The 19,951-nt window shown below is 70.1% G+C and carries 20 protein-coding genes and 1 tRNA gene; 11 read left to right on the forward strand and 10 right to left on the reverse strand.

Annotated features, from left to right (window positions below; genetic code table 11):
- Positions 1-113 precede the first annotated feature (113 nt).
- A complete protein-coding gene (locus tag ACFWM2_RS34555) occupies positions 114-1,547 on the forward strand; it encodes a protein kinase (RefSeq protein ID WP_383288218.1) in 1,434 nt (477 codons plus the stop codon).
- A gap of 70 nt (positions 1,548-1,617) precedes the next feature.
- Entirely contained in the window at positions 1,618-2,139 is a 522-nt protein-coding gene (locus tag ACFWM2_RS34560) for an RNA polymerase sigma factor (RefSeq protein ID WP_383288221.1), read from the forward strand.
- 76 nt (positions 2,140-2,215) lie between these two features.
- Here ACFWM2_RS34560 and ACFWM2_RS34565 read toward each other — a convergent pair whose 3' ends face one another.
- Positions 2,216-2,362, reverse strand: a complete 147-nt coding sequence (locus ACFWM2_RS34565; protein ID WP_383288667.1) for a hypothetical protein — start codon at positions 2,360-2,362, stop codon at positions 2,216-2,218.
- Positions 2,363-2,563: 201 nt separating this feature from the next.
- Between ACFWM2_RS34565 and ACFWM2_RS34570 the strand changes: the two genes are divergently transcribed.
- Positions 2,564-2,779 carry a hypothetical protein gene (locus tag ACFWM2_RS34570; protein WP_383288224.1) on the forward strand — a complete coding sequence of 72 codons (216 nt, stop codon included), beginning with the start codon at positions 2,564-2,566 and terminating at the stop codon, positions 2,777-2,779.
- A 177-nt stretch (positions 2,780-2,956) separates the two neighbouring features.
- On the opposite strand, the gene ACFWM2_RS34575 is transcribed toward ACFWM2_RS34570, so the two are convergent.
- Positions 2,957-3,949 carry an LLM class flavin-dependent oxidoreductase gene (locus ACFWM2_RS34575; protein ID WP_383288227.1) on the reverse strand — a complete coding sequence of 331 codons (993 nt, stop codon included), beginning with the start codon at positions 3,947-3,949 and terminating at the stop codon, positions 2,957-2,959.
- Positions 3,950-4,141: 192 nt separating this feature from the next.
- On the opposite strand from ACFWM2_RS34575, the gene ACFWM2_RS34580 reads away from it, so the two are divergent.
- Entirely contained in the window at positions 4,142-4,468 is a 327-nt protein-coding gene (locus ACFWM2_RS34580; RefSeq protein ID WP_383288230.1) for a hypothetical protein, read from the forward strand.
- A gap of 183 nt (positions 4,469-4,651) precedes the next feature.
- Here the strand turns inward: ACFWM2_RS34580 and ACFWM2_RS34585 are convergent, their stop codons facing one another.
- Positions 4,652-5,584 carry an NAD(P)-dependent oxidoreductase gene (locus ACFWM2_RS34585; RefSeq protein WP_383288233.1) on the reverse strand — a complete coding sequence of 311 codons (933 nt, stop codon included), beginning with the start codon at positions 5,582-5,584 and terminating at the stop codon, positions 4,652-4,654.
- Between the two features lie 282 nt (positions 5,585-5,866).
- Between ACFWM2_RS34585 and ACFWM2_RS34590 the strand changes: the two genes are divergently transcribed.
- From ACFWM2_RS34590 to ACFWM2_RS34605, 4 genes are all read left to right on the forward strand, one after another.
- Positions 5,867-6,595: a hypothetical protein gene (locus ACFWM2_RS34590; protein ID WP_383288236.1), complete on the forward strand. Its 729-nt coding sequence runs from the start codon at positions 5,867-5,869 to the stop codon at positions 6,593-6,595.
- A gap of 149 nt (positions 6,596-6,744) precedes the next feature.
- A tRNA-Arg gene (locus tag ACFWM2_RS34595) sits at positions 6,745-6,817 on the forward strand.
- A gap of 167 nt (positions 6,818-6,984) precedes the next feature.
- Positions 6,985-7,806 (forward strand): NAD(P)H-dependent oxidoreductase, encoded by an 822-nt coding sequence (locus ACFWM2_RS34600; RefSeq protein WP_383288239.1) that lies wholly within the window; start codon positions 6,985-6,987, stop codon positions 7,804-7,806.
- Positions 7,807-7,939: 133 nt separating this feature from the next.
- Positions 7,940-10,111 (forward strand): hypothetical protein, encoded by a 2,172-nt coding sequence (locus ACFWM2_RS34605; RefSeq protein ID WP_383288242.1) that lies wholly within the window; start codon positions 7,940-7,942, stop codon positions 10,109-10,111.
- Between the two features lie 225 nt (positions 10,112-10,336).
- Here ACFWM2_RS34605 and ACFWM2_RS34610 read toward each other — a convergent pair whose 3' ends face one another.
- The 5 genes from ACFWM2_RS34610 to ACFWM2_RS34630 form a co-directional block, all read right to left on the reverse strand.
- Positions 10,337-10,615, reverse strand: a complete 279-nt coding sequence (locus ACFWM2_RS34610) for a hypothetical protein (RefSeq protein ID WP_383288245.1) — start codon at positions 10,613-10,615, stop codon at positions 10,337-10,339.
- A 295-nt stretch (positions 10,616-10,910) separates the two neighbouring features.
- A complete protein-coding gene (locus tag ACFWM2_RS34615) occupies positions 10,911-12,023 on the reverse strand; it encodes a serine hydrolase domain-containing protein (RefSeq protein ID WP_383288248.1) in 1,113 nt (370 codons plus the stop codon).
- A 114-nt stretch (positions 12,024-12,137) separates the two neighbouring features.
- Positions 12,138-13,031, reverse strand: coding sequence for a YihY/virulence factor BrkB family protein (locus ACFWM2_RS34620; RefSeq protein WP_383288250.1), 894 nt, complete (start codon positions 13,029-13,031; stop codon positions 12,138-12,140).
- 244 nt (positions 13,032-13,275) lie between these two features.
- Positions 13,276-13,935: a LysE family translocator gene (locus ACFWM2_RS34625; protein ID WP_383288253.1), complete on the reverse strand. Its 660-nt coding sequence runs from the start codon at positions 13,933-13,935 to the stop codon at positions 13,276-13,278.
- Between the two features lie 152 nt (positions 13,936-14,087).
- Positions 14,088-14,822: a FadR/GntR family transcriptional regulator gene (locus ACFWM2_RS34630; protein ID WP_383288256.1), complete on the reverse strand. Its 735-nt coding sequence runs from the start codon at positions 14,820-14,822 to the stop codon at positions 14,088-14,090.
- A gap of 106 nt (positions 14,823-14,928) precedes the next feature.
- Here ACFWM2_RS34630 and ACFWM2_RS34635 point away from each other — a divergent pair, with 106 nt between their 5' ends.
- From ACFWM2_RS34635 to ACFWM2_RS34645, 3 genes are all read left to right on the forward strand, one after another.
- On the forward strand, positions 14,929-15,810 hold the full coding sequence (locus ACFWM2_RS34635) for a carbon-nitrogen hydrolase family protein (RefSeq protein WP_383288259.1): 882 nt from the start codon (positions 14,929-14,931) through the stop codon (positions 15,808-15,810).
- A 52-nt stretch (positions 15,811-15,862) separates the two neighbouring features.
- Positions 15,863-17,242, forward strand: coding sequence for an APC family permease (locus tag ACFWM2_RS34640; RefSeq protein ID WP_383288262.1), 1,380 nt, complete (start codon positions 15,863-15,865; stop codon positions 17,240-17,242).
- Positions 17,243-17,382: 140 nt separating this feature from the next.
- Positions 17,383-17,823, forward strand: a complete 441-nt coding sequence (locus tag ACFWM2_RS34645; RefSeq protein ID WP_383288264.1) for a hypothetical protein — start codon at positions 17,383-17,385, stop codon at positions 17,821-17,823.
- A gap of 221 nt (positions 17,824-18,044) precedes the next feature.
- Here ACFWM2_RS34645 and ACFWM2_RS34650 read toward each other — a convergent pair whose 3' ends face one another.
- Together ACFWM2_RS34650 and ACFWM2_RS34655 are read right to left on the reverse strand one after the other, a co-directional pair.
- Positions 18,045-18,284, reverse strand: coding sequence for an XRE family transcriptional regulator (locus ACFWM2_RS34650; RefSeq protein ID WP_383288267.1), 240 nt, complete (start codon positions 18,282-18,284; stop codon positions 18,045-18,047).
- 220 nt (positions 18,285-18,504) lie between these two features.
- Positions 18,505-19,944, reverse strand: coding sequence for an NAD(P)/FAD-dependent oxidoreductase (locus ACFWM2_RS34655; protein ID WP_383288270.1), 1,440 nt, complete (start codon positions 19,942-19,944; stop codon positions 18,505-18,507).
- Positions 19,945-19,951 lie beyond the last annotated feature (7 nt).

Genomic DNA, 19,951 nt, shown 5'->3' on the forward strand with positions numbered 1-19,951 from the left:
CTTTTCTTTGTCTCACCCCCGCTCCGAGAGCGTCAACACTCCGGAAACCCCTTACGAAGGACCGTCGTTCGGTCTCGCGTGAAATGGCGGAGACGGCAAGAAAGGCTGAACGCATGCGACGCGCGCTGTGTCCCGTGGAAACCCTCTATGTGGGCCAGAGAAGCAGAGCGGTGCTCTCCTGCTCCGTACGCGGGCATCTCGACGCGGCGGCGTTGTCGACGGCGTTCGACACACTCACGGCCGAGCACCCCGGCCTGCGCGCACGGATCGCTTCCGACGGCTCGGGGTATGCCCTGGAGTTCCTCCCGGACACCGAACGCCCGCGGCTGATCCTGCGCACCGGCGGTCCCGAGGTGTACGACGAGGAGCTGAACTCCCCGCTGTCCGTGGGAGGTCCGCTGGCCCGCGCGGTCCTGGCCACCGAGCCCGGTGCCGAGCGGCATCTGCTCGTGCTGACGGTGGACCACATCATCACGGACGGGCACAGCGCCATCACGCTTCTCAACGCCCTCTGGGACCGGTACGGGGCGCTCGTCGAAGGGACCGGAGCACGGCCGACGCCTCCGCCCGCCGGTGCGGAGCTGCTGTCCGTCGACTGGCCGGCGCCCGTCAGCGAACTGCTGCCCCCTTCGGACGAGTCGGAGACCGCCAAGTACCTGGAGTGGCGCCTTACCGAGACCGGGCGCCATCCTGTCGAACTCGTGCCGTACGACACGCCTCGGCAGGACCCGGAGGCGGTGGTCGGTGCCGGGAGTACGACGAACGGCCAGGCTGCGGCGGTCACAACTGGCGCTGCGGGCACGGCGGACGGGCACCGCATCGAGGTGCGCCGGCTGCTCCTCGACGCCGGCCACACCGCCCGACTGCGCCAACTGGCGCGTGAAACGGGCGTGTCGGTGCACGGTCTGGTCAGCGCCGCGCTGCTGATCGCCGCCCGCCACCGCCTCGGCGGCGACGGCCCCCGTGTCCTCGGCTGCCTGTCACCCGTAGACCTGCGCTCCCGCCTGACACCGCCGCTGTCGCCCACGGTGATGGTCGCCGCGGTCAGCACGCATCTGCAGGCCGTCACGGTCGACACGGACACCGAGCCGCTGGCGCTGGCCCGCGAAGTCGGCGTACACCTGCGGGACTCCATCGAACGCGGTGACCACTTCCAGGACATGCGGATCATGCCGGAGGTCCCGCGAAACCCCGCCCTCCAGACGGGCACCGTGATCGCCACCAACATGGGGTCCGTACCGGGTCCCCGGCTGCCCGAGGGAGCGGAGGTCACCGACGTACGCCTGGTGCCCGCCCGGGAGCAGTACTTCCCGCAGGCCGGCCGTAGCCCGTTGATGGCCTGCGTGGTCTCCTTCGACGGCCGGCTCGCCATCGAGTTCCCGCACTACACCGCGTGCTTCAGCGCGGCGTTCATGGAGGCACTGCGGGACGACGTCCGTTCCACGCTGCTGTCCTTCGCCGCGGCGACAACCGCGACCGCGGCGACCGCCGCCACCGGGTCCGGCGCGGCCGCTGACGCACCGTCCGTCTCCGCGCCCAGGGCCTGAGCGCGACCGCACCCCCACGGCTCCCGCAGCCGCACCCCCACCGGCTTCCCGCAAGGAGCAACCCTCCGAGATGAAGACCGCGCACGAACTCCCCGCACCGGTCGCCGCCTTGCTGCCGCGAGCCCAGGCGGGCGACGAACCGGCGATGAACGACCTGCTCACCCACATCACGCCGTACGTCGCCCGGGTCTGTTTCTCGATCGCGCACGACAACAGCTCCGACGCGACGCAAGAGGCCCTCGTTGCCATCTACCGGGGACTCGCCACGCTGCGCGAACCCGCGGCCTTCTACGGCTGGGTCCGCTCCGTCACCATCCGCGAGGCGGTCCGCACGGTCAAGCGCCTCGGCGACGAGGCGACGTGCTCACCGGTCGAGGCTCGGCACGAGGCGAACCCGCTGGACGCCGTCCACATCAACGACGTCCTCGAACGGCTCTCGACAGCACACCGCGAGGTCCTCACCCTGCGGGTCTACGGACTCAACGAGGAAGAAATGGCCAAGACCCTCTCCCTCCCCATAGGAACAGTCCGCTCCCGCCTGCACCGGGCCCGCCGCCGCTTCCAGGAGGCCTGGCAACCGTCGGCGGCGTGAGGCCGACAACCGCGACGGGCCGGTGCGTGCAGCGCGGTAGGCGGACGGGGCCGTAGAAGCGAGCCTCGCTGTGACCTCAGCGTCGTCCGCGCAACTTGCCCAGCAGGCGCTGGGCCTGGGCCCGTCGCCTCGGATCGGCGGACGCACGACGTACCTCCTCGATCGTGCGCCGGCCCTGCGGGCTCCGGGTGAACTGCTTGATCTTGTCCATCATTCCTGGCACGACAACCCTCCTGTAACGAGGTCGGTGAAGCGGATCCGTGCACAGCCCGTGTACCCCGCTGCCGTGGAGTAAGGGTCCGAGAGCGCACGCCTTCACCTGTACCCACTGCCTCCGGTGCCGACGTCCCTTGTTGCAGAGGGGCTTCGCGTATTGATCCGCGGTTGCCGGGGTGCCGTGCGGCTTGCGGGGTAGGTGACGCCCATGAGCGATGTCGTGGACTCTGACGAATTGCTACGCCGTATCCAGCGGGCCCGCGACTGGGCCGCGCAGGAGGAAGAGCACTGGAAGGCGGAGTCCGCCAAGCCGGATGCCGAAGAAGCGAACGGGCCCGCGGCGGACATCCGCGCCTCCGCGTACGAGGCCGTCCGCAGAGCCCTGGACGAGATCATCCAGCCCGGGAACAACCACGCCAACTAGGCCTGTTGGCAGCTGTCGGTGAAACTTCCTCCGGCACGGCACGGCACGGCACGGCATGGCACGACGCCCGGCCCGGCCTCCGCCGACGAACGCCTTGAGAGCAGGCCGCCCTGCGCAAGGGCGCGACGCCGACTCAGCCGGACCCGATCGCCGTACTGACACAGCCGAACCCAGGATTCAGCCGGTGCCGGCCTCGGTCAGGGCGGCGTGCTGCTTGACCAGTTCGTACGACCGCAGCCGGTCGGCCAGGGCGTACACCGGTGTGACCAGCATCAGTTCGTCCGCGTCGGTGGCGGCGGCCAGTTCTGTCAGTCGTCGTACGGCGGCCTCGGGGGTGCCGTGAGCCTGGTAGGCGCGGAAACTCGCCAGCGCCCTCCGCTCTCCTTCGGTGAAGGGGTGCACCGCTGCCTCGGCGGGCGTCGGGAAGGGGACGTCGCTCCGTCCGTTGAGCAGCCCGGCCTTGACGACATCCATCGGACCCGCCAGCCGCGCCGCCTCCTCCTGCGTCTCGGCGCACACCGTCTCGACGCACAGCAGCACGCGAGGCCGCTCGCACCAGGGGGAGGGGGCGAAGTGCGCGCGGTAATGGTCAACCGCGGCAAGGGTGTTGTCGGGCCGGATGTGATGGGCGAAGGCGATCGGCAGACCGAGTTCCGCGGCGAGCGCCGCCCCGGCCGTGCTGGAGGACAGCAGCCACGGTTCGGGCAGCGGGCCGAGTGCGACCTCGTCCACCAAGTACCGCAGCGTCGACGCCACGTCGTCGCGGTACTCGTCGTCCGTCGTCGGCCCCGCCCCGCGCCTCAGCGCCCGCGCCGTCGAGTCGTCGAAGGTGCCGGGGCCGCGGCCGAGTCCGAGGTCGATCCGGTCGGGGTGCAGCGCGGCAAGCGTGCCGAACTGCTCCGCCAGCATGATCGGCGCGTGGTTGGGAGCCATCACGCCCCCGGAACCCAAGCGGATCGACGACGTCGACGCGGCCGCGTGGGCGGTCAGGACGACGGGCGGGAAGGCACCGATGGCGGGGGAGTGGTGGTGCTCGGCGTACCAGAGGCGCCGGTAGCCGAGAGCGTCAAGGCGCCGGGCGAACTCGGTGGTCTGACCCAGCGTGTCCACGGCCCGGGTGCCGGTCTGAACCATGGCGACTTCCAGCGCGGAGAGCGGCAGAGTGATCATGCGGTCAGCATAGGAGCGCGGGTTGGCGTCACACACCCCTCGGCCCGGCGGGGGAGGGGAGCGCTCCGTTGGTACGGCCCCCAGCGCGTGTCACAGCGTGCCGCCGGACTCGCCCGGTCGGTCATGCGCATCTCGACCGGAACTGTGGCTTCCGCCACAGCACTTGTGGCCTGGACCTGGTGAGGTGGACGAATGCCCACAAGATCCATCTCCGGCGACCAGGCCGGCACCACACCCAAGCTGAGACACGGCTGGCACAAGCTGCTGTTCGCCCTCTTCCTGCTGAGTCGCGCGAGGCGTATCCCTGCCGCGATCGACAGTCGGCTGGGCACGGGACCTTCAGGGTGGTGGACCGTCCTGTGGGTGCTGGCCGGTCTGGGGCTTGCGGCCTATGCCGTGAGTGAGTGGGAGATCCTTCGCGCCTCGTCCTGGCAGATGCGGCCTCCTCAGTGGATCTGCATGGTCCTCTTCCACATCGGCTTCACGGGATTCGTGATCTACGTCGTCCTGGGCTTCTGATGGTCCGAGTGGCCGAGTGCCTGGGCAGCACTCCGAGAATGACGGCTCCCGCCGCCCACGGCAGGCGGTCAGGGTGCTGGTGCCTCGGTCGGCATGTTCCGCACCGTCCGAGGCTCGCACGGGCGCACAGGTCACACGCCGCGCGCATTCGTCCACTGTGCCGCCGGCGAAGAACCGCCGTCCTCACGTCGTCGACGGCGACGTCCTGAGGTAGTCGACGGCGGCGAGGTCGTCGTCCTCGTGCCCGGCGGCGACGGTCGCCTTCAGACGGTCACGGACGACTTGCAGCAGGGGGCTGGGAGCGGCGGCCACCGCGGCCAGGTCGATGTCCTTGAGAGCGAGTTGCACCGCGAATCCGGGCGCGTACGACGCCATGTCCATCGCGTCCACCTTCTGCAGTTCGTACGGCATGGCCAGCGGCCCCGCCTTGAGCACCCGGGTGAACGTCGTGTGCTCGACGCCGAGCTCGTCGCACAGCGCGAGGACGTCACTCATGGCCACCGTCGAGGCGGCCATCCACGCGTTGACCGCGAGTTTGAGGGCGCTGCCTTCGACCCCCGCCCCGACGTGCAGCACCGACGCCCCGAGATCGTTCAGCACGGGACGCGCCCGCTCAAGGATGTCCTCGGGGCCGGCGACCAGCCACACGAGCTTGCCCTGAAGGGCCGGAGCGGTGCTGCCCGACACCGGGGCGTCGAGGAACGCGACACCGTGCTCGCGCGCCTGGCCGGCCAGGCCGATCGCACTCTGCGGACCCACCGTGCTCGCCTGCACCCATACGGCGTCGTCGTCCAGCCGGCCGATGGCGTCCGCCATCACGTCCGCGACCGCGGCGCCGTCACGCAGCACCGTGAGGACGACGGACGCACCGGAGACCGCGTCGCCCACCGCATCCACCGCCGTGACACCCGTGGCCTGCTCCGCCACAGCACGGGCCCTTGACCGTGTACGGTTCCACAGCCGGACCTCGTGGCCGGTCTCTCCCAGCCGCGTCGCCATCGCGGCGCCCAGCGCGCCCGCACCGAGAACAGCGACGGTAGAGGTGTGCGACATACAAGACTCCCTTTGTCTGCCCCCACTCCATGGTCCGCCGGGAACCCGACATTTTCCTGGCAAGGACTCACCGCACCGGGCAGAGAAATTGCAACGCCGGGCAAGTACTCACAGCGCCGGACAAGGAATCACCGCGCCGGTCGCCACGGGTGCTCGTACGGTCGTCGTCCCATGGACGACTCGGACACGCCCAGGTCTTCGCCCGCCGGAAACGCGGCCAGTACGGCGACGAGCCGCTCGCGCATTGGGCCCGCGGACCGTCCCGCCACGGCGCCCAGGCATGAGCCGCCGCCCCCGACCCATACCCCCATGCGTGGGCGGACCGACGCGAGGGACACTGCGGGCATGCACGTTCACAGGTTCCCGAGCCCATCCGTCTACGGCCGCCTCCGCGTCGAGCTTCGCGACCTCACGCCCGCCCGCTGGCTGGAGCAACGACCTCCTGGCAACGACGGATTCGGCACGGTGGCGGGAGTATGCGCACCCGGCTTCGAGGCGTACGCGCGGATCCTCCACCCGGCCCGGCTCGATGTCGCACCCGTGCGCTGGGACCGGGTGGCCGCCCTGTACGGCCGGAGGGTGACCGCCGGGACGCGCTGGCACGAACTGATCGGCGTCGAGGACGAGTTCCACTTCCGCAACGACGACACCCCGGCCGTCCCCGGCGTCTGGGACGAGCACCCGGACGAGGGCCCCACACCCGCCGACGTGGCCCGCTCCCTCATCCCGGTGCTGTCCCGCCACACCCGTACCGCCGGCCACTGCTGGTACGGCCTGTGGCACGGCTACGGCCGCTACGACTGGGACGACGTTCCCGTCTTCCGCACACCCGGCCGCGACGAAGTCCTGCTCTCCGGACCCCTCGAGGATGCCGACTCGCCCATGCGGGACTCCCACGAGGTACTGAGGGAACTCCCGGATCTCTGGTGGCCGCAGGACCGCGCCTGGTGCGTGGGCGGTGACGTCGACCTGGTGAGCACGTACGTCGGCGGATCGGCCGAGTGCGTCGCAGACCTCCTCGCTACTCCGGGCCTGGAGGCCTACGAGATCGCCGCGACGTCCGCGGTCAGCTGATACGGGATGTCCCGCACCGTGGGTCCACGGTGCCTGCCACACATGGAGCAGGCCTGGCCTGAGCTCCCGTCACGGCCGGGTGCGTGAGCCCTCGTTGCTGCGCTATACTCGATCTTGAGCGCGCCGCCGAAATTCCGGTGAAGCGTCTCGCGTCGGTAGTCCAAGGAAAGACGCCCCGCTTCCTGTGGGGAGATGCAGGTGCAAGGCCTGCCCGGCGCTCCACAAACCCCATCCCGGTCGTCCGGGGTGGGGTTCTTTGTTGTGCGGGTGGGGGCCATCGCTCCAGTGGCTCACGGGTGAGCTTTGCCACGTCAGCCGGGGTGATCCGCTTCCCCTCTCCTGGGTATGCGCGCGGCACGGTGACCGATAGCCCGAAGGAGAATGGTCGTATGCGCGTGCTCTGGGTGTCCGCTCACCCTGACCCCCGCTCGCTGAACGGGGCGCTCCGAGACGAGGGAGTGTCCGCGTTGCGACAGGCCGGACACGAGGTCGTCGAGTCCGATCTGTACGCGATGCGCTGGAACCCGGTGGTCGACCACGGCGACTTCCAGCACGACCCCGCCGAGCGTCTCGACGTGCTGCCCGAGTCCGAGCGCGCGCTGAACGAAGGCACTCTCAGCGACGACATCCGGAGTGAGCAGGAGAAACTGCTCCACGCCGACACGCTGGTCGTGCAGTTTCCGCTCTGGTGGTTCGGCATGCCGGCGATCCTCAAGGGCTGGTTCGACCGCCTGTTCATCCAGGGGTTCGCCCAGGGCATCCCCGACCCGGACACCGGGCGGGCGCTGCGCTACGGGGACGGCGGTCTGTCCGGGCGCCGTGCCTTCGTGCTGACCACCGTCGGTGCCAACGCCGCGACCACCGGGCCGCGGGGCATTCACGGCGACATCAACGACACCCTCTTCCCGCTGCTGCACGGCACCCTCTGGTACACGGGCATGTCCGTCCTTCCTCCGCTGGTGGTCAATGGTGCGGTCCGCTTGTCCCAGGAGGACTACGAGGAGGCGGTGGAGCAGCTGCGCAAGCGCCTCCTCACCCTCCCGGAGACCGACCCCCTGCCCTACCGCCGCCAGAACGGAGGGGACTACGACGACCACCTCCTCCTGCGACCCGAACTCGCCCCCGGCGAGGAGGGCATCGGCATCCACTGGGCGAAGCCGGATGCGGGTGCCTGCGAGCGGGCCGGGGGATCCTCCGAGGCGGCCCGTTAGGAAGTGTGTCCCTTCCCGGCGGGCGTACCCTGCGCGGGCGAGATGATCTTGCGGGGCGGAAGTGATCACGGCGTCGGGGCGCCTGCAAAGAACTCCCGTGCGCCGGCTCGCACACCTCTGCGATCATTCCCGGATGGCGCACAGTCTCGAACCGCTGGTCATCCGGCACACCCACCGCCTTGCCTCCCCCACGGGCTCCGTCGGGGAAGGAGCCACCGCCGCGCGGCAGTTCGACGCCGCGCTGACATCCGTGGGCTTCAAGCTCTCGGCGGAGCTGCTGGAGCGCCTGTCGGGACTGTCCGCGCCCGCGGTCGTGCACACCGCCAAGCTGACACTGCGTACCGTGAGCGAGATGGTGGGCGACCACGCCCGGCACAACTCGTACTTCATCGACTTTCCGGCGAACGTGCCGGACACCGAAGAGTTCTGGATGCGGTGTGTGGCGAAGGCGCTCGGCGACGACGAGTCGCGCGAGAACGTGGTGACCCAGCTGGCACACGGGGTGCTGGACCTGCTCAGCCTTCCTGCGTACGGCCGCTACCAGCACACCTACGAGGAGATGCTCGCGGCGCAGGACGAGCTGATCGCTTCCGCGGGCGATCGAGTGACTGTTCTGCACCTCGGACGGGACCTGGACGACGAGCTCACGGACCTGTACCTGGCCTTGGCGGGCAGTACGACGCCACTGGGCGAGGACCACCTGCGCGACCTGAAGACCCTCGCCGAGCGGTGCGCGCTCGGTCCCCAGCCGGAGTCGATCCCGGTCCGGGAGAACCGAGCAGTCGTCAACGAGGCCCGTCTCACTGTCGGCGCGGACCTCCTGCTGGACACCGTCACCGATGTACTGCGGCTGGCGTGCGCGCTGTCGGGCGGCGACGTGACGCTGCAGGAGCCGACCCGCTTTCGGGCCCTCTCGCGGCCGGCCCGCCGTGCGCTGCTCGCGGGCCTCGACGCCGTGATCGCGGAGAACCCCGCCAAGCTGGCCGATGTGCACGCACACCGCGAGCCTTTCAAGCGGCTCGGTGAGCGTCTCCACCCGCACGAGTACCCGCGCTGGCCGCACGCCGCCGACGTGTTCGCCGTAGCGCGGGGCGAGAAGGAGGCGCGGTCCTTCGACAGCCGTGCCGAGAAGCTGCTCGACGAGTTCGACGTCCTCGGTGCGGTGCAGCTGCTGGGGTCCGCTCCCGGCAAGCTGTTCCGCGCCCTGGACCTCCTGCTGCGTATCGCCGCCGACCAGGAGGAGCGGGACGCGGTGGTGGCCGCCGCGGTGCGGGTCGCTCCCGAGGTCTCCGGCCGGGTGGTGCTGTCGGTCCGCGAGCACTTCCAGAACCGGGAGCGGGAGACCGACGAACCCCGGATCTTCGTCAACCGCCGGGGCCGCGGCTGGGTCGCCCCCGACGACCGGCCGCCCGTCCCCGCCGCCGACCGCGATCGCCTGATCGCCGCGCTCGACGCCGAGATGCGCCGCAGGCTCCCCGCGCCGGGCCGGCTGCTGCTCGACCCCGAAGTCCTCGACGTGGCCCTCCCGCTCAGCGGCAGGGCGACCGCGGCCGGGCTCGGCGTACTGCCCCGAGGTTCGGTCTCTGCGGTCGACGGCGAACAGCTGCGCTTCTTCGTGTACTGGAAGGAGACCGAGAGCCGGACCGACTACGACCTCTCGGCGCTGCTTCTCCACTCGGACTACAGCACCGACTCCTGGCTCTCCTACACCTCGCTCACGGCTGTCGGGGGCGAGCACTCGGGCGATGTCACAGAGGCGCCCGACGGGGCCTCGGAATTCATCAACCTGTCCCTGGACCGGGTACGCAGCGCATTCATCGTTCCGCAGGTCAACATCTACGCCGGAGAGAGCTTCGAGGAGGTCGAGGAGTCGTTCTTCGGCTTCATGGTGCGCGACGGTGAGCAGAAGGGCCGGCCGTTCGAGCCGCGCACGGTGCGGATGAAGTCGGAGCTTCGCGGGGCGGGGCGAGTGGCGCTGCCGCTGGTGTTCCGGCGCGAGGACGACGGCCGGTGGCGCGCGAAGTGGCTGCATCTGTATCTGAAGGGCATCTCCTCGGCCAACCGGGTCGAGGAGAACCAGGTGTCGGTGTCCAAGGTGGTGCGCGCCATCGTGGAGCGCGAGCAGCTGACGGTGCGTTACCTGATCGACCTGATGTCCCACGCCACCACGGCCGTGGATCTGTGGGACGGCGAGCCGGTCCCGGACGAGCCAGTGACGTACATCGGTCTTGAACGTCCCGAGGGGCTGCACCCGGAGTCCCGGGTCATCACCCTCGAAAATCTGCGCGACTTGATCCCGGGCTGAATGCTAGCGTTGCCCACGGCGAGGCCATGAAGGGGCTTCCTTCTCAATTCACTCTCCGAAACAAGTTCCTTCGCTTTCCTCGCCGTCGACATCGCTCCGGGCGGTGCCCGCGCTCACCGCGCGAGTGCCGCCCGTGCTGTTCTGAGGGCCTGTTCCGCGCGGGCACGACCGGTTGAGCATGGCGTCTCCGCGCGGGCACGACCGGTTGAGCACGGCGTCAGCCAATCACCGGTCCTGGACAGCCTCGTCCTCCGCCAGCACCCAGGCCAGCTGAGTGCCGCTCAGAGGGGGATCGAAGCCTTCTGGGAATACCAGCATGAGTGGCTGCGGCCACATGTTCTCCGGCCCGTGCTCCTGGCAGTGCAGGGCGATGAGATGCCGTCCTTCCCCGCAGGTTTCGTGCCGGTAGTGGCGGTCATGCGTCTGGCAGAAGTACCCGAACGTCGAGCAGTCGTCCTCATCGTTCGGTTCGTAGAAGCCGGGATCACGGACGATCTGGGTCACCGGCTCCTGCCTGTTGAACCGGGGGATGGGCCGGGGGTCACACCACAGCAGTCGGGGAGGGAGCATTCGCCAATCCTCCATGGCGGCCGGGACATTCGGATCATCGGGTCGTTGGTATCCGGTACGGAAGTGTCACTCCGTCGTCGTCGGCGACCGCAACCCCGGCGAGGAATGCGCCACCGACTCCGGCCTGCCGGTGAGCTACGCGCTCCAGCGGGTGCTGCGGCTGTTCGCCGGGGCTCTCGAACAGCCGCAGACCGTCGTCCGCACCGTGATGCGCGCGCGGTGGGTGAGGTCAGGCGCGCAGGCCCATCACCCCGTCGTAGGCGGCCATGACGACCTCCAGTCCGCGGGTGTCGTTCTCCGGGGCGAGGATCTGGTTCGTCACGTACGACACCGCCAGGCGGGCGTCGGGTTCGATCATGACGATCGAGCCGCCCCATCCTCCCCAGCCGTAGGTGTTGCCGAAGAGGCCATAGCCCATGCCCCAGCGCATCGGCATGCCCAGCATGCGGTCCTCGCCGCTGAACTGCTCCTGCCAGGCACGGTCGCAGCCCGCCTGGGACAGCAGCCGCGTCCCACGCAGCGTTCCCCCGCAGGCCATCACCGACTGCACGAGAGCGACCGAGCGGGCATTGCCGAAGCCGCCGGCCGCGGGGATCTGCGCCCGGCGCCACGCCGTGCTGTTGCCGTCACGGACCCGTACGCGGGTGCCGGCCGGGGGAGTCGCGGTGGCGCCGGGCGCGGTGCTGGCGTAGTCCTCGTCGTGCGACGGCGGCGGCACCGAGAGCGCGACCCGGTGGTCGTGCTCGGGGGAGAGCCCCATGTGGAAGTCGGCGCCCAGCGGCCCGGTCACCTCGTCCGCGAGGAACTCGCCCACGGTGCGGCCGGTGATCCGCAGGACGAGCTCGCCCACGAGGAATCCCTGGGTGAGCGAGTGGTACCCGGCCTCGGTGCCCGGCTCCCATTGCGGCGCCTGCGCGGCGAGCCGTGCGGTGGCGGACGGCCAGTCGTAGAGATCCTCGGTGGTCAGCGGTACGTCCCAGTCGGGCAGGCCCGCGGTGTGCGAGAGCAGGTGCCTCACCAGCACGCCTTCCTTGCCTGCCGCGGCGAACTCCGGCCAGTACCGGGCGACCGGCGCGGACAGGTCCAGCTCACCGCGATCGGCCAGGATCAGGGCGCACAGCGCCGTCATCGTCTTGGTGACCGACCAGACGTTGGCGATCGTGTCGCGCTGCCACGGGATCGTACGGTCCCCGTCGGCGAATCCGCCCCAGATGTCCACCACGAGCTCGCCGTCCACGTAGACCGCTGCTGAGGCGCCCATGTCCCCGGCGTCCAGGAGCGTGGCGAGCGCGTTGGGCACAGCGGTGAACAGATCATCGTACGAGCCCTGAATGTCAGCCATGTGTGGAATCTAGCGGTCACGGCCCGGACACGGTCAACCGAGTTTCCGGGGGCGGCTGCGGGGCCCATCGGTCAGGCGGCCCCGTTGAGATGACAGGCCGGCCTACGAACTGGACTACCGGCGCAGGCGGCTCAGTTCGACCGCGAACTGGGCTCCGGCCAGTAGGGCCAGGTGGGACACCCACAGCCAGATGAGGAACACGACGACGCCCGCCAGGGATCCGTAGAGCTGCCCGTAGTTCCCGATGCCGGAGGCGTAGAGCGAGAAGCAGGCAGAGGAGGCAAGCCACAGGAGTGCGGCCATCGCGCCTCCGGGGAGTGCGTGGCTGCGCCGCCGCGCGGCGGGGGGACCGGTGCGGAAGAGAATGAGGACCAGCAGCGTCACCAGGCACACCAGGACGGGCCAGCGCAGCAGGTACCAGGTTGCGGCGGCGGTTCCGCCGACACCGGTCCACCGGCCCAGGCCCACGGCGAGCGGCCCGGTGAGCACCAGCACGAAGGCGCTCGCGACCAGCAGGGCCAGCAGAATCAGGGCGGTCAGCACGATGCGATGCATCCTGTGCCAGAGCGGGCGCTGGTCGGGAACTCCGTGCATGGTGTGCAGGGCGCGCCGGAACACGGCGAGGTAGCTGGAGGCCGACCACAGCGCGCCGATTCCGCCCGCCACGGCCAGTGTCAACGCGGCGGAACGCTCATCGGCCATGTCCCGCAGCGCCTGTTGGAGCTCCGTGCCGGACGGTGCGGGTGCCCAGGCCGTGACGTGCGCGATCAGCTGGTCCGTCAGATCGGGGCTGACCAGGCCGATGAGGGAGAGGGTCACGAGCAGGGTCGGCACCAGCGCGAGGACGGCGTAGTACGTCAGTGCCGCGGCCCAGTCGGAGACGTTGTCGTTCCACAGGGACAGCGGAACCCGGCGCATGGCGCGTGGCCAGTCGGCTGTCCCGTGCGCTCGTGGCGCTGTGTGCGTCGGGGTGGTCGGCAGGGCCACGCGTCCTCCTGTGGTGTCCATGGTGTGCTGACGAGCCGTGCTCGCGATGTCGCGGCGGTGCAGGTCAGCGGGTGCGCGGCGGCCGACGGCCGTGACGCCCGGCTCGCAGGCGCGCCTGGAGTCGGCGTGCTGCGGTTCGGTGGCGCCGGAGACCCGGGCGCTGGAGAGGACGCATACCGGACGCCTTCCCGTTGGGATCCCGCGCACACGTACGTCAGGAAGACGACCAAGGGCTGGAAGGCCATGCGTCTCCGGACGGTCAGGTCTATTCGGTCGCTGCGACGCCGATGCCGATCGCGATGAACAGCCATCCGCTGATGTGTTCCCAACGGCGGCGCAGGGCCGGGCCGAAAACGGTGCGCAGACGTGCTGCCACGCCCACGAGGAACAGCCAGTAGACGATGCCGATCACGATGTCCAGGACCCCCAGCAGAAAGATCTGCCGGGTGAGGGAACCGCCGTGATCGACGAACTGCGGAAGGACGCTGAGGAAGAACAGGGCGGCCTTGGGATTGAGGACGTTGGTCAGGAAGCCCTGCACGAAGCTGTCACGGCGGCGCGTCCGGCGCTTGGGGGTCGGCGGACGCCCACTGGTGGCGCCGGGCTGACGGGCCAGTGGGCTGCGCCCGGCCTCGCGCCCTTCCCGACGGGCGTCCAGGAGAACTCGTACGCCCAAATAGATCAGGTAGAGGGCCCCGGCGAGTTTGATGACGGTGAAGGCCAGCGCCGAGCGGGTGGCGATGACGGAGAGGCCCAGGGCCGCGGCGCACATATGCACGCACAGTCCCGCCTGCGCGCCGAGAGCGGCCGACCGCCCCAGCGCGGGTCGCCGTGCCGCCGCCCTGACGATCACCAGAAAGTCCGGGCCGGGAACGAGGTACGCGAGCAAGACCACGCCGAGGAATCCAGCCAGGTTGACCGACATCGTCCGCTCCGTCCTGCACGCCCCAACTGGGCGCGCGTTTGGACCGGGTTCCACTTCGCATACGGGTTATGCGGGTGTGGGTGCGGGTGCGGGTGCGGGGGCCCGCTGTACGCGCGCTGCGGGCCTCGGTGACGTGGCCTGGCGGGCGGCCTTCAGTCCGTGTTCATCAGGCCGACGAACATCGTGCGGTGGAGGACCTCGACATGGCGGCGGGTCAGCTCGCCGGCCTCGGCCGCGTCGTTGCGGCGGAGGGCCTCGATGAGGAGGCGGTGTTCCGTGTTGGATTCCCTGAGGGCTTCCATCGGGTACGGCAGGTAGTAGCGGTAGAGCTCGCGAAGGACGGCGCCGTACGGGGCGGTGATCGAGGGTATGCCTGTCGCCTCCGCCAGCCGCAGATGGAACCGTTCGTCGCAGCCGTGGAACTCCGCCCAGCTCGGCGCCCGGTCCATCTCCTCGACGAGATCCTGCAGGGCGGACAGGTCGTCCGGCGAGGCGTGGCTCGAGGCGAGGTGGGCGATGCCGCATTCCAGGGCGAGCCGGTGGTCGATCAGGCGATGAACGGCGGGGGAGTCGGTGCGGTACGCGTCCGCGGCGTCGACCGTCCCGTGCGCCGGGCTCTCGGCCACGTGAGTGCCGCCGTTGCGTCCCCGCCGGCGTTCGAGGACCCCGTCGGCACACAGGGAGACCAGCGCTCGACGGACGGTGATCTCGCCGACGCCCAGACCGCCGGCGATCTGGGCGGTGCCGGGAAGACGCTCCCCGGGGGCCAGCAGTCCGAGGTCGACGGCCAAGGCGATCCTGGCGCGCACGGCCTCCAGCGCGGAGAGCCTGCTCACGCCGTTCAGGGTGGCGAAAGGGAGCGTCTCGGTGTCGTCGGTGCGGGCCATGAGCGTCACCCTAACGGGCTCATTCCAGGAGGCGGAAGAAGATCCACAGGGCTGTCCGCTCCGGGAGCTCTTGTTTAACTGCTCATCTTGAACTAATTTTCCGGCCATGTCCCGACCTCTTCCGCTTGCCCTCGCTCAGCTCCCTCCTCTCCCCGCGAACGCGCAGGTCAGCGAGTTTGCTGCACAAGCAGAGAGCATCCGATCCCGTTTTCCGCATACCCGCATGGCAGTCTTCCCCGAGCTGCACCTCTGCGGCGTCGACGGCCTCGGTGCGGAGACGCACGAGCAGCTGAGGGACATCGCCGAGCCGCTGGACGGGCCGCGGGTCAAGGCGCTGGCAGAGCTGGCCGGAGACCTGGGCCTGTGGCTGGTTCCCGGCACGGTGTGCGAGCGCGGTCCGGAAGGACAGCTGTACAACACCGCCGTCGTCCTCTCGCCCGAGGGCCGCCTGGTGGCCTCGTACCGGAAGATCTTTCCGTGGCGGCCCAGTGAGCCCTACGACCCGGGAGACCGGTTCGTCGTGTTCGACATCCCCGGCACGGGGCGGATCGGCCTCGCGATCTGTTACGACGTCTGGTTCCCGGAGGTGGCCCGCCACCTCGCCTGGATGGGCGCCGAGGTCATCGTCAACCCCGTGATGACGACCACCGCCGACCGGGCCCAGGAAACCGTTCTGGCCCGCGCCAACGCCATCGTCAACCAGGTGCATGTGGTCAGCGTCAACACCGCCGGCCCCGTGGGCCGCGGCCACAGCCTCGTCGTCGACCCCGAAGGCCGCATCCGGGCCGAGGCGGCAGGCGACGGCAGCACCGTCCTCACCGACGTCATCGACCTGGACGACGTGACCCGCGTCCGGACCTACGGCACCGCAGGCGTGACCCGCATGTGGGATCAGTTCACCGACGACGACGCGCCCATCGAGCTACCGCTCTACGGCGGACGTATCGACCCGCGGAACTGGCGTCCCCACGGCCGTCCCACAGCCTGAGCCTCTCCGCGGCTCCCCGCCCTGCCTTTTTACTCAGTCCCCGGAGCACCCCATGTCCCACGGCAACGACGCCGCACCCACCCTCGACCGAACCCTCGGCCTCAGATCGGTCGTCCTGTTCGGTCTCGCCTACATGACCCCGATGATCGTGCTCGGCACCTTCGGCGTGGTCGCCGCCTCCACGGGCGGGGCGGTCCCCACCGCCTATCTGCTCGCGCTGGTCGCCATGCTCTTCACGGCGCAGAGCTACGGGCGCATGGCCGCGACGTATCCGGTGGCGGGCTCCTCGTACACCTACGTGCGCAAGGCCCTCGACTCGCGCCTCGGCTTCCTGGTCGGCTGGGTGACTCTGCTCGACTACTTCTTCCTGCCCATGGTCATCTGGCTGATCGGCGGCGCATACCTTCAGGCACAGTTCCCCAGCGTGCCGTTCTGGGTCTGGATCGTCGCGTTCATCGCTATCACCACGGCGCTGAACGTGCGCGGCATCAAGACCGCCGAACGCGTCAACGACCTGTTGATGGTCTTCCAGGTCCTGGTCATTCTGATCTTCGTCGTCCTCGCCCTGCGCCACGTCTTCCACCTCGGTGGCGCCGGAGCCCTGGCGAGCACCACCCCCTTCTCGAACGGCGCGACCACACTGTCCGGCATTTCGGCGGGCGCCGCCATCGCCGCGTACTCCTTCCTCGGGTTCGACGCCGTCACCACCCTCACCGAAGAGACGGTCAACCCCAAGCGCACGATGCCGCGCGCGATTCTGCTGATCGCCCTCATCGGTGGCGCCATCTTCGTGACGGTCGCCTACGCCACCCAACTCGCCCACCCGGGCGCGCATTTCGACGACGAGGGATCGGCCGCTTTCGAGATCGCCCGCACCATCGGTGGTGACCTCTTCTCCTCGATCTTCCTCGCCGGACTCGTGGTGGCGCAGTTCGCCTCCGGCATCGCCGCCCAGGCGAGCGCGTCCCGGCTGCTGCTCGCCATGGGCCGGGACGGCGCCCTCCCCCGCACGTTCTTCGCCCGCGTCCACCCGCGCTACCGCACCCCCGCCCTCAACATCCTGCTCACCGGTGCGATCGGACTCATCGCCCTGGGCCTCGACGTGGCGACCTCCACCTCGTTCATCAACTTCGGTGCGTTCCTCGCCTTCACCTTCGTCAACGTCGCCGTCATCGCCACGTACCTCCGTCTGCGCCGGGAGGGCGAGCGGCCGAACCCCGTGACGTACGCCGTCGCACCCGCGATCGGCGCGGTCGTGGACCTCTACCTGCTGTACAACCTGGACGGCAGAGCCCTCACCCTCGGGCTCATCTGGCTCTGCGTGGGTGTCGTCTATCTCGCCTACCTCACCCGGATGTTCCGCATCCCACCGCCCGCGATGGCGTTCGACAAGGCAGCGGACGACGAAGCGGCTGCGCCCGTGCCCCAGTAGTCAACGTGCCTGCGCCGCAGGCCGGTTGGGGCGGCCGTGGGCACAACGGCTGCCGGATCGGCGGGACGCAGGGCGGCCATCGGTGGCCCCGTACGACGCATGACCGGTTTGCCGACCGCAGAACCGGATAACCGACGGGCATGGCTGGAACGAGCAACAAGACGACGAACGGACAGTCGCCGACCGCCAACGCGCGAGCGGCGAAGAAGACCGTGACCGAAGGGGCCTCGGCCCCCGCGAAGGAGGCGCAGCAGGCTGCCACCGATGCGGCCAAGAACACCGGAGAGGCGGCCGGCGCACTCGGCCGCGGCAGCAAGGAAGCCCTGGTGAGCCTTGGTGGAGCGGCGTCGGAGAAGGCCAAGGAGGCAGCCAGGACAGTGCAGGGCACCGTTGTGTCGGCCGCCGAGCAGACGGTCGGGAAGGCCGGCGTGGCCTGGACCCTCCTGAAGGCCAGGAAGGTCGTGGCCGCCGCTGCCGGAGCGGGGACCGCCACCGTGGTCCTCTGCTCCTACACGGTCGGCCGCCGTGCCGGCCTGCGGCAGCGCGGACCGCTCTCCCGTCTCACCGGCGGCCGTCTCTGAACACCCGGACGCCACCGAGGCACGCCCCGCCCGGGCCCGCCAGAGCATTGTGCTCCGGCGGGCCCGGGCGTTTCGCTGCCCCGGACAGCGCGGACTGTTGCTCGCCGGGGCGGCGGGAGGACACGTGCGTGGTGCGGTGCTTCGACGTACGTACGTCGAAGTACCGCAGTCGCCATCGCAGCCAGGTGCGTCCGGCGCCCCTGGATCAGCGGCCGCCGTTGTCAGGCCGGCGTTGCAGCGTGCGGAGCCCTGGCGGCTGCCAGTACGTCGGGCGGCGGCAGGGCCAGTGCGGCGGCGAGTTCGACCAGCTCCTGCTCGGTGGGCTGGACGGGTCCGTGATTCCCGTCCTCGGCGAAGGCCCGGATGCGTGGGGTGCGAATCCCCGTGCGGTCGGCGAGACCCTGGGCGGTCACGCGTCGGCGGCGCATCGTCCGCTGCAGCAGTTCTGAGAGGTCGTCCATGTCTGACGGGTGTCCCCATGTCGGCAGCTCACCCGACTCGTTCGGGTGATGTGCGGATCCGCCACGGGATGTTCACAGATCGCGACAGCCGCCGGCCTCGTGGTGGGCCTGCCTTGTCGCGGACGGCAAGAGGCAGGGCGCAAGGTACGCCGTACCGGGAGGCCGTGTCGCCGGACGCCGAACGTGCCCTGGACGGCCTCCCCGTTCCGAGCCCGGCGCGTCACACCGTCTCGGCCGGAGGCTCTCCGCCGTGGGAGGAGGAGGGGGAGGTGTCCTCCAGAGTGCGGAGGAACTCCCGCTCCTGCGCGGTGAGGGGCGGCCCGGACAGGGGTGGCAACGGAGAGCCGGTCAGGGTGGATGCCACGGTCCCCGGTCTCAGCAGGCGGGTGGGGCCGGCCTTGAGACCGGTCACGTCCCACAAGGCGGACGCCGCGCCGTACGAGCCGGTGGCCGCCTTGGTGAGGCGCCGTGTGTACCGGGCGGCGAGCCGGTCCACGAACGTCGGCTGGGCGCCGCGTACCTCCGGATACAGGACGTCCTGGCTGACCGCCATGCTCCAAGCCGCGTCGACGGACTTGGCGGCGGCGCGCTGGACCCGTCGGGCCAGGCCGGGTGCGGTCGGGTCGGCGCCTCGCACCTCACGGCCCAGCGTCCGGGCGCCGAGCGCGGCCACCGACATGCCCTGCCCGTAGGCCGGGTTGAAGGTGGCCAGTGCGTCACCGAGGACCACGAGGCCGTCCGGCCAGTCGCGGATCCTCTCCAGGTAGCGGCGGACGTTGCTGGTGCTGCGGCTGACGAACACATCGGTGAGAGGTTCGGCGGCGGAGACGAGCCGGCCCACGATGGGGTGCGGAAGATCGAGCGCGTACCGTACGAAGTCGTCGGGATTCGCCGGGGGTTCGCCGCCGCGGGAGCCGCCGAGGCTGACCATCCAGCGATTGCCCTCGATCGGGACGATCACCCCGCTGCGGCCCGGCAGGGACATGTACGGGTTGGCCTGCACCATCGTCAGAGGGAACCTTTCGGCACCTGCTGGTGTGCGGTAGATCCGCGTCGCGTTCACGAGCCCCGAGTCGATCTGCTTCTCGTGCACGTCGGTGATGCCGAGCTGGGCCAGCCAGGTCACGATGCGTGATCCGCGTCCGCTTGCGTCGACGACGATGTCGGCGTCAAGTCCCGTTGTCTCCAGCGGAGTTTCGATGCGGACGCCGTGGACCCGGCCGGCGTCGCCGATCAGTTCGACGGCCTTCGCTGTCCGGATCTCGATATTGGCGGTGCTGTCCACCACCGCGGACACCACGGCCCAGTCCAGCAGGGCCCGGCTGCAGGTGATCAGGTGATGGTCCTCGTGCCGCCAGCGACGGAACCAGCCCTCGGGGGTCAGCACGACCATCCCCGAGCTGAGCGATATCTCATGGGCACCCGCGGCCAGCAGGTGTTTTCGCACGCTCACCCCCGGCACCAGGTCCTCCATGGCGGCCAGGCCGCCGGGCATCAGGAGGTGGGCGTGACGACCCTGCGGGATCCCCCTTCGATGCTGGGGTCCGTCGGGCAGCTCGTCGCGGTCCAGCACGATCACTTCGTCGACGGTCGGGGACAGCGCCGCCGCCGCCAGTGCACCGCAGAGTCCAGCTCCGATGACGACAGCTCTACGCGACATGGGTCTC

The organism is Streptomyces sp. NPDC058371 (genome assembly GCF_042723265.1).
In the GTDB taxonomy this organism is placed as follows: domain Bacteria; phylum Actinomycetota; class Actinomycetes; order Streptomycetales; family Streptomycetaceae; genus Streptomyces.

Excerpts from the sequence above, each read along its gene's own strand:
- ACFWM2_RS34555 (WP_383288218.1), top strand. The coding sequence starts at position 114 with ATGCGACGCGCGCTGTGTCCCGTGGAAACCCTCTATGTGGGCCAGAGA.
- ACFWM2_RS34560 (WP_383288221.1), top strand. The coding sequence starts at position 1,618 with ATGAAGACCGCGCACGAACTCCCCGCACCGGTCGCCGCCTTGCTGCCG.
- ACFWM2_RS34570 (WP_383288224.1), top strand. The coding sequence starts at position 2,564 with ATGAGCGATGTCGTGGACTCTGACGAATTGCTACGCCGTATCCAGCGG.
- ACFWM2_RS34575 (WP_383288227.1), bottom strand. The coding sequence starts at position 3,949 with ATGATCACTCTGCCGCTCTCCGCGCTGGAAGTCGCCATGGTTCAGACC.
- ACFWM2_RS34580 (WP_383288230.1), top strand. The coding sequence starts at position 4,142 with ATGCCCACAAGATCCATCTCCGGCGACCAGGCCGGCACCACACCCAAG.
- ACFWM2_RS34590 (WP_383288236.1), top strand. The coding sequence starts at position 5,867 with ATGCACGTTCACAGGTTCCCGAGCCCATCCGTCTACGGCCGCCTCCGC.
- ACFWM2_RS34600 (WP_383288239.1), top strand. The coding sequence starts at position 6,985 with ATGCGCGTGCTCTGGGTGTCCGCTCACCCTGACCCCCGCTCGCTGAAC.
- ACFWM2_RS34605 (WP_383288242.1), top strand. The coding sequence starts at position 7,940 with ATGGCGCACAGTCTCGAACCGCTGGTCATCCGGCACACCCACCGCCTT.
- ACFWM2_RS34615 (WP_383288248.1), bottom strand. The coding sequence starts at position 12,023 with ATGGCTGACATTCAGGGCTCGTACGATGATCTGTTCACCGCTGTGCCC.
- ACFWM2_RS34620 (WP_383288250.1), bottom strand. The coding sequence starts at position 13,031 with ATGGACACCACAGGAGGACGCGTGGCCCTGCCGACCACCCCGACGCAC.
- ACFWM2_RS34625 (WP_383288253.1), bottom strand. The coding sequence starts at position 13,935 with ATGTCGGTCAACCTGGCTGGATTCCTCGGCGTGGTCTTGCTCGCGTAC.
- ACFWM2_RS34630 (WP_383288256.1), bottom strand. The coding sequence starts at position 14,822 with ATGGCCCGCACCGACGACACCGAGACGCTCCCTTTCGCCACCCTGAAC.
- ACFWM2_RS34635 (WP_383288259.1), top strand. The coding sequence starts at position 14,929 with ATGTCCCGACCTCTTCCGCTTGCCCTCGCTCAGCTCCCTCCTCTCCCC.
- ACFWM2_RS34640 (WP_383288262.1), top strand. The coding sequence starts at position 15,863 with ATGTCCCACGGCAACGACGCCGCACCCACCCTCGACCGAACCCTCGGC.
- ACFWM2_RS34645 (WP_383288264.1), top strand. The coding sequence starts at position 17,383 with ATGGCTGGAACGAGCAACAAGACGACGAACGGACAGTCGCCGACCGCC.
- ACFWM2_RS34650 (WP_383288267.1), bottom strand. The coding sequence starts at position 18,284 with ATGGACGACCTCTCAGAACTGCTGCAGCGGACGATGCGCCGCCGACGC.
- ACFWM2_RS34655 (WP_383288270.1), bottom strand. The coding sequence starts at position 19,944 with ATGTCGCGTAGAGCTGTCGTCATCGGAGCTGGACTCTGCGGTGCACTG.